Here is a 7886-nt window from a genome sequence, read left to right as displayed (position 1 = left end):
CCAGCGTTCAATCTGAGCCAGGATCAAACTCTTTAGTTCGATCTTGAAAATTACTCATAAAAACGGAATTGAAGTGAACTTCACTTCTATTCTCATGAGCGTTTAAAGTCTTGCGACTTGAACTCTTTCGAGTCCGTTTCGCAATCGCCTTCAAACGCCCACGCTTATCGGCTGTGTATTTTTAATGATCCGGCAAACTCAGCGGCCTTCACCACCTTTGTCTGCTTGCTTAGCTGCGATCAGCTGAGCCTCGTAGTATACATCAGTTTTTGCTGCACTGTCAAAAAATCAGATTTTTTATTTGATCTTTTCACGCTGCTTTCACTGCGTCTCCCTCTGTCTTCTTTGGCCTTCCGGTGGAGGGCTGCTGTGTTCAGCGGAGCCTTGCAGTATATGCCAGATTTTGGGCCTTCGTCAAACTTGCTGAAAAAAGTTTTGAAGATGTGAGGCTGCCACTGAGGCAAGCTCCTTGCCGTGAAGGAGGCTTTTGTCTATCTATATGTAGCAGCCCTCCAAGACACATGACTCCTGCAGGCGGGAGGCAAGCGCACACCAGAGGCGGCGGGGATAATCGCGGCTCTTTTGTCTCGGGCTTTGCATGGCACTCATCACCCTTCAGAACGCACAGTTGGCCTACGGCCATGTGGCGCTCCTTGATCACACCGACTTTGCGCTGGACACCCAGGAACGGGTCGGGCTGATCGGCCGCAACGGGACGGGCAAGTCGTCTCTGCTCAAGATACTGGCATCCCTTGAGAAGCCAGACGACGGCACCCTGCAGGTGCAGACCGGCTTGCGCATTGCCTATGTGCCGCAGGAGCCCATTCTGGACCTGCAATCCACCGTGTTTGAAGCGGCCAGCGTGGGCCTGGCCGATGCTCGCGCAGCGAGAGACCTGTATTTGAGTGGTGCCGACGGGCTGGACCTGGACGCGCTGCAGAACCGCATTGAAGCGCTGGACGCCTGGAACTGGGAACAGCGGGTGGAAGAGACGCTGCACCGCCTGCACCTGGAAGGCGATGTGAAGGTGGGCGAGCTCTCGGGCGGCAACAAGAAGCGGGTGGCGCTGGCCCAGGCGCTGGTGAGCCGGCCCGATGTGCTGCTGCTGGACGAGCCGACCAACCACCTGGATCTGGACAGCATCACCTGGCTGGAAGACCTGATGCTGGAATACAAGGGCAGCCTGGTGACGATCAGCCACGACCGGGCGTTCCTGGACCGCGTGGCCACGCGCATGGTGGAGCTGGACCGTGGGCGGCTGCTGAGCTACCCGGGCAACTTTGCGCAGTACCAGATTCTGAAAGAGGAACAGATGGCGCAGGAGGCGGTGATCAGCGCGCGCGCCGACAAGCTGCTGGCCCAGGAAGAGGTGTGGATCCGCAAGGGCGTGGAGGCTCGGCGCACGCGTGCGCAGGGGCGCATCACGCGGCTGGAGCGTTTGCGCGAGCAGCGTGCGCAGCGCCGTGACGCCCTGGGCAGCGTGAAACTGGAGGTGGCCAGCGGCAGCGCCAGCGGCAAGATCGTGGCGGAGCTGGAGAAGGTGACGCAATCGTTCCCTGCGGCCAATGGCGGGCTGCGCACGGTGGTTCGCGACTTCTCGGCGACCATCCTGCGCGGCGACAAGATCGGCCTGATCGGCCCCAACGGCGCCGGCAAAACCACGCTGCTCAAGATCATCCTGGGTGAACTGCTGCCCACCAGCGGCTCGGTGCGTCAGGGCAGCAAGATCAGCGTGGCCTACTTCGACCAGATGCGCGACCAGCTGGACCTCGACGCCACGCTCGAAGACTTCATCAGCCCGGGCAGCGAGTGGATCGAGATCGGCAGCAAGCGCACGCACGTCAAAAGCTACCTGAGCGATTTTTTGTTTTCGCCGGCGCGGGCCAACGCGCCGGTGCGCACGCTCTCGGGTGGCGAGCGCAACCGCCTGCTGCTGGCGCGTCTCTTTGCGCGGCCGGCCAACGTGCTGGTGCTGGACGAGCCGACCAACGATCTGGACATCGACACGCTGGAGTTGCTCGAAGACCTGCTCCAGCAGTACGAAGGCACGGTGTTCCTGGTGAGTCACGACCGGCGCTTTCTGGACAACGTGGTGACGAGCACCCTGGTGTTCGAGGGCGAGGGCCGCTGGCGCGAGTACGTGGGCGACGTGCAGGACTGGATGACGCAGTCGGCCCGCTCTGAGGCTTTGCAGCGCGAGCGCGATGCACAAGCCGCTGCGCCGGTGGTCAAGGCGGCTCCTGCGCCAGTGAGCACGCCCCAGAACCCTTCCGGCAAGAAAAAGCTCAGTTACAAGGAGCAGCGCGAGTTTGATGCCCTGCCCGCACGCATTGCGGCCCTGGAAGCGGAGCAGGCCAGCGTGGACAGCGAACTGGGCGGCGGTCAACTATTCAACACCGATCCCGCCCGCGCGGCTCAACTTGGCGCGCGCCATGCCGATATCGAGGCTGAATGGCTTCGTGCAATGGAGCGCTGGGAGGTGCTGAGCGCAAGCTGATGCACCGGTCGGCGTGAGCAGAAGCTGCGGACAACATCACAATGGCTCATGACACCTGACCGGCTGGCTCTGGACCTGCAGCGAGCGCTCAACGAGCTTGGGCAGGAGAAGGCGCGCACCCTGCAGTTGCTGTCCGAGGTGGAACGCCAGAACCGGGAAATCGACCGGCTGCGCAGTTCGGTGCACCGCGAGTCCAACAGCCGGCTGCTGGCCGAGGAAGCGCTGGACGAGACCCGCGACCGCCTGCAGATGGCGGTGGACGCCGCCGGCCTGGCCCTGTGGGACTGGCAATTGCCGGCGCAGCAGATGTTCCTGACGGCGCGCTGGGGTGAGCTGATCGGCGACATTGGCCGGGATGCCTATTGGGAACTGGCGGACCTGAAAGCGCGCCTGCATCCTGAAGATGCCCATCTGCTGGAAGCGGCCATGTCCCACCTGCTGCAGGGCCGCGAACAGCGCGCTGTGGTGCAGCACAGAGTGCGCACCGACACGGGCTGGATGTGGGTGGAGACGCACGGCATGGTGGCCGAGCACGACGCCAAAGGCAAGCCGATCAGGTTGATGGGCACGCTGGCCGACATTGGCGAGCGCAAACGCATCGAGCAGGACAGCGCGAGGGCGCGCGAACTGGCCGAGCAGGCCAGCCGTGCGAAGAGCGAGTTCCTGGCCAACATCAGCCACGAAGTGCGCACGCCGCTCAACGCGCTGATGGGCCTCACGCGCATGCTCATGGAATCGCCCTTGAACGCGGAGCAGGCGAACTGGCTCTCGCTCATGGACAGTTCGGCGCAGTCTTTGCTGGCGCTGCTCAACGACATTCTTGACCTCTCCCGCATCGAAGCCGGCAAGCTGGAGATCGAACACACGCGCTTCGATCTGCACCGCGCCCTGAGTGACGCCGTGGGACCGCATGCCGAGCAGGCGCGCGCCAAACCTTTGCATTTCCACCTCGCATTCCATCCGGACCTGCCGCAGTGGGTGGCGGGCGATCCGGGGCGGCTGGGGCAGGTGGTCGGCAACCTGCTGTCCAACGCGATCAAATTCACACCGCGCAACGGCCGGATCGATGTTTCTGCGACCTGCGTGGCCGCCACCGGTCAGGCGGCCAGTGTGCTGCAGGTGAAGGTGCAGGACAGCGGTGTGGGCATCGCGCGCAAGCAGCAGGCAACGATCTTCGAGGCATTCACCCAGGCCGACGCGTCCACCGCGCGCCGCCATGGCGGCAGTGGCCTGGGATTGGCCATCTGCGCCCGCCTTGCCGGGCTGATGGGCGGCACGATCGATCTGCAGAGCGAGCTGGGCCAGGGCAGCACCTTCACGTTCAGCCTGCCGCTGCAGGAAGCGCCAGCGGTGGGCGCCGAGCCGTCGAGCGCAGCCCGGGAGCTGACGCAGATCGCCGAGGCTGGCCCGCGTTTTGCCGGCATGGTGGTGCTGCTGGCCGAAGACAACCCGGTCAATGAACTGATGTTGCGCCAGCTGTTGCTGCGCCTGGGTTGCATCGTGCGGGTGGCCCGGGGCGGTGCGCAGGCGGTTGCGCAGTGGGAGCAAGGCGGCGTCGACATGGTGCTGATGGATGTGCAGATGCCGGGCATGAGCGGCCTGCAGGCCACGCAGATGATCCGCGAGGCAGAAAGCAAACGCCGCCTCAAGCGCACACCGATCGTGGCGGTGACGGCCAACGCCATGCCGGGTGACCGCCAGGCCTGCCTGGTCGCCGGCATGGACGGTTACACGCCCAAGCCGGTCAGCCCTCAGGCCTTGATGCAGGAAATGGACCGGGTGCTGGCCGCGCTGGCGTCGGGACAACTGCCCGTGGTGCCTGCACCCGATGCGCCGCCCCCGGCTGCAGCCGCCACGCGCCGTGTCGCCTCGCCCGAGGCCCTGGACGTGGACAAGCTTCGCAGGCGCCTGGACGGCGACGAGGACACCCTGCGTCAGTTGGCGCTGGCCATGCGCAGCGACCTGATGTCCCGGCTTGCCGACATGCAACGGGCGCTGGACATCAAGGACACCGCCGCTGCGGTGGCGCACGCCCACGGGCTCAAGGGTTCGCTCGGCAGCATGACGGCCGAGCGCGGTGCGCGGCTGGCCAAGGGGCTGGAGCTGGCCGCGCGGGCGGACGACTGGAGCCTGTTTGGCAGGGCCTTGCCGCTGATGCGAGCAGAAGCGCGCCAGATCGACCGCATCCTCGCGCGCATCCTGCACGCCGGTGGCAGCGACCTGTTTGGCAGCACCGAGCCGCCGGTCACGGTGTATTGAAACCCCGCCCTCCCCGCGTCAGGCGGCCGAACACGCGCCAAAAGGCGGCGTCCTGGGCGGTGGTGAAGTTGATGCGCATGAGCGTGCTGGGCGCGCGCGCCGCATGAAACAGGGCGCCGGGCGCGATCAGGTAGCCCTCGTCGAGCATGCGCTGCGCCAGCGCGTCGGTGTCCACCCCGGTGTCGACCCAGCCAAACAGGCCCACCGGTTCGGCCGCAAACGTGCACCCCGCCGCCAGCGCCAGCTTCACGCTGCGTGCGCGCGCCGCGTCGAGCCGGGTGCGGATGCGCTCTGCGTGCCGGCGCAACTGGCCTTGTTCGATGCACAGCGCCAGCGCCTTTTCCAGCAGCGCGGGCGTGGTCAACGTGCTCAGCAGCTTGGTGTCGAGCAGCGACTCCACCAGCGCAGGCGGCGCGGCCAGGTAACCGATGCGCCAGTTGGGCGCGAGGATCTTGGCGAAGCCGCTCACGTAGATCGTGCGTTGCAGGCCGTCGAGCGCGCTCAGGCGCGTGGCGTGTTCGGGCGCGATGTGGCTGTAGGTGTCGTCCTCGACGATGTGAAAGTTGTGCTGGTTGGCCAGCTGTAGCAAGCGGTGCGCGCCGCCGGGCGAGAGGCAGTAACCCGTGGGGTTGTGGAACACGCTCACGCTCACATACAGCTTGGGTTTGTGCGCCTCGCAGTACTTCGCCATCACCTCCAGGTCGGGTCCATCGGCGCGCCGGGGCACCGGCAGGATGCGCATGCCAAGCGCGGCCAGGCGCGCGAATTCCACCGCCCAGCCGGGCTCCTCCACCATCACCGGGTCGCCCGGGCGCAAGAGCGTGCGGCTCACGATGTCCAGCGCGTGCGTGGCGCCCACGGTGGTGATGATGTGGTCGGGCTCGGTGTGGATGCTCAGCGTGCCGAGCTTTTGCGCCAGCACACGGCGCAGACCGCTGTCGCCCAGCGGCTCGCCGTACTGGAGCGAGACGTCTTGCAGCGCGCGCGTGCTGGTGACCTTGCGCACGGCCGCCGGCATGAAAGAGGATTCGAGCCAGTCCGGCGGGAACACGCCCATGCCGGGGTGCGGCTTGTTGCTGACCTTGTGGAACATGCCGCGGATCAGGGCGGTGGCGTTGATGGGCGACGCACCCACACGCGCCGCCGCCTTGGCCTCCGCGGCCACACCCTCACCCCGCGCGGTGGGCATCTCGCGCACGAAAAAGCCCCGGTTCTTGCGCGCGTGCACCAGCCCCTGGGCGAGCAACTGGTCGTAAGCCGCCACCACGGTGGCCGTGCTCACGCTGTGCTGTTCGGCACACTGGCGCACCGAAGGCAGCCGCGCACCGGGCGCCAGCAGGCGGCTGCGAATGCGGTCGGCGAAACGCGCGGCGAGTTGCTCGGTCAGGGACTGTGCGGAGGTCTTCATCAGCATGGCGGCGGCATCCTGGCAAGCGTTCTGTACTGTTGACGCGGGCAGTACAGTTTCACAACTGCGCTGGCCAACTGTATTGGTGGTGTATTGGCTGCAAGATTACATTGAACCTCCTGCCATGACAACCCACACGCCCCGTTTGCCCACTTGCCCATGAGCGCCACCGAGTTGACCGCCCTGCTGCTGTTCTGCACCGCGATGAGTTTTTCGCCGGGGCCGAACACCACGCTGTCCACCGCACTCGCCGCCAACCTGGGCCTTCGGCGCGCGCTGCGCTTCTGCTTCGCCGTGCCCACCGGCTGGACGCTGCTCATGCTGGCCTGCGGCCTCGGGCTGGGCGCGCTGGTGATGGGCGTGCCGGCGCTGCGCTGGGGCGTGAAACTGCTGGGCGTGGTCTACATGCTGTGGTTGGCGTGGAAGCTGGCCGGCGCCGCGAAACTGTCCGACATCGACGCCTCGCGCCTCAACGTGACGTTCCTGCAAGGCGTGGGCCTGCAGTTCCTCAACATCAAGGCCTGGATGCTCGCGCTCACACTCACGGCGGGCTGGGTGGTGAACGCCGAAGGCCAGCCCGCCAGCAACCCGGGCGAGCGGCTGGCCATCATCTGCGGCGTGATGGTGGTGTTTGCCTTCGTCAGCAACCTCACCTACGCGGTGGCCGGCTCGCTGCTGCGCGAGTGGCTCACGCAAAGGCGGCGGCTGGTCTGGTTCAACCGGTTGCTGGCGCTGGTGCTGGTGGCCACAGCCCTCTGGATGCTCACGGTATGACCACGCAAGCCCTCGCCACCCCACGCTGGATCGAACAGCCCGCCAACAAAGGCCTGTTGCTCGGTCTGCTCGGCGTGACCATCTTCGCCCTCACCCTGCCCATGACCCGGCTGGCCGTGGGCACGGTGGACGCGCCTCAGATGTCGGGCGTGTTTGTGGCACTCGGACGGGCTGTGGTGGCGGCCCTGCTCTCCATCGGATTCCTGATCGCCACACGCGCCCCGCTGCCCCGGCGCGAAGACCTGTTGCCACTGGCCATCACCGCCGCCGGCGTGGTGTTCGGCTTCCCGCTGTTCACCTCGGTGGCGATGCGTTACGTGGAAGCGGTGCACGCCAGCGTGATCGTGGGCGTGTTGCCGCTGGCCACCGCGGCGGTGGGCGCGCTGCTGCACCGCCAGCGCCCGTCCACCGGCTTCTGGGTGTGCGCAGCGCTGGGCAGTGCGCTGGTGGTGGGCTTTGCGGTGCTGCGCTCGGGCAGCGCCGGCCTGACCATCCACCCGGCCGACGCGCTGTTGCTCGCAGCCATGCTGTGCGCCGCCGTGGGCTACGGCTTTGGCGCGCGCCTGTCGCAACGCATGCGTGCCGAGCATGTGATCTGCTGGGCGCTGGTGATGGCGCTGCCGCTCACCCTGCCGCTGGCAGCCTTCACCCGCCCACAGGCAGCGCTGCCCGCTTCGGCCTGGTGGGGCTTTGCCTACACCGCCGTGTTTTCCATGTGGCTGGGCTTCTTTGCCTGGTACCGCGGTCTGGCCCTGGGCGGCACGGTGCGCGTGAGCCAGGTGCAGCTGGTGCAGCCGTTTCTGGGCATGCTGTTCGCCGTGCCGCTGCTCGGCGAACGGTTGGACGCGGTCACACTGGGTTTTGCCGCGGCCGTGATCGCCACCGTGTTCGTTGGCAAAAAGATGCCGGTACACGCCACCGCACCCACCCAACGGATTTGAACGGAGA

6 protein-coding genes are annotated in these 7886 nt (G+C 66.2%); 5 read left to right on the top strand and 1 reads right to left on the bottom strand.

Translation table 11 applies throughout. The features are described 5' to 3' along the window. Positions 1-117 precede the first annotated feature (117 nt). The 3 genes from ACN4F8_RS03265 to ACN4F8_RS03255 all read left to right on the top strand — a co-directional run bounded on the left by ACN4F8_RS03265 (position 118) and on the right by ACN4F8_RS03255 (position 4756). On the top strand, positions 118-447 hold the full coding sequence (locus ACN4F8_RS03265) for a hypothetical protein (RefSeq protein ID WP_419472283.1): 330 nt from the start codon (positions 118-120) through the stop codon (positions 445-447). A gap of 151 nt (positions 448-598) precedes the next feature. Further along, positions 599-2497: an ATP-binding cassette domain-containing protein gene (locus ACN4F8_RS03260; RefSeq protein ID WP_419472282.1), complete on the top strand. Its 1899-nt coding sequence runs from the start codon at positions 599-601 to the stop codon at positions 2495-2497. A gap of 48 nt (positions 2498-2545) precedes the next feature. Next, a complete protein-coding gene (locus ACN4F8_RS03255) occupies positions 2546-4756 on the top strand; it encodes an ATP-binding protein (RefSeq protein ID WP_419472281.1) in 2211 nt (736 codons plus the stop codon). Here the strand turns inward: ACN4F8_RS03255 and ACN4F8_RS03250 are convergent. Then, the gene (locus tag ACN4F8_RS03250) at positions 4743-6170 is read right to left on the bottom strand and encodes a PLP-dependent aminotransferase family protein (protein ID WP_419472280.1); all 1428 of its coding nucleotides are present in this window, start codon (positions 6168-6170) and stop codon (positions 4743-4745) included. The two genes, ACN4F8_RS03255 and ACN4F8_RS03250, sit on opposite strands and share 14 nt — an antisense overlap. A gap of 153 nt (positions 6171-6323) precedes the next feature. Between ACN4F8_RS03250 and ACN4F8_RS03245 the strand changes: the two genes are divergently transcribed. Further along, complete coding sequence (locus ACN4F8_RS03245; RefSeq protein ID WP_419472279.1) at positions 6324-6938, top strand: LysE family translocator; 615 nt, start codon at positions 6324-6326, stop codon at positions 6936-6938. Continuing rightward, positions 6935-7879 carry a DMT family transporter gene (locus tag ACN4F8_RS03240; RefSeq protein ID WP_419472278.1) on the top strand — a complete coding sequence of 315 codons (945 nt, stop codon included), beginning with the start codon at positions 6935-6937 and terminating at the stop codon, positions 7877-7879. Before ACN4F8_RS03245 ends, ACN4F8_RS03240 begins: the two co-directional genes overlap by 4 nt. The last annotated feature ends 7 nt before the right edge of the window (positions 7880-7886 follow it).

It is taken from the genome of Hydrogenophaga sp. (assembly GCF_048549895.1).
Taxonomy (GTDB): domain Bacteria; phylum Pseudomonadota; class Gammaproteobacteria; order Burkholderiales; family Burkholderiaceae_C; genus Hydrogenophaga.
Note: the sequence above shows the minus strand (reverse complement) of the source record. Positions and strands in the feature narration are given on the sequence as shown.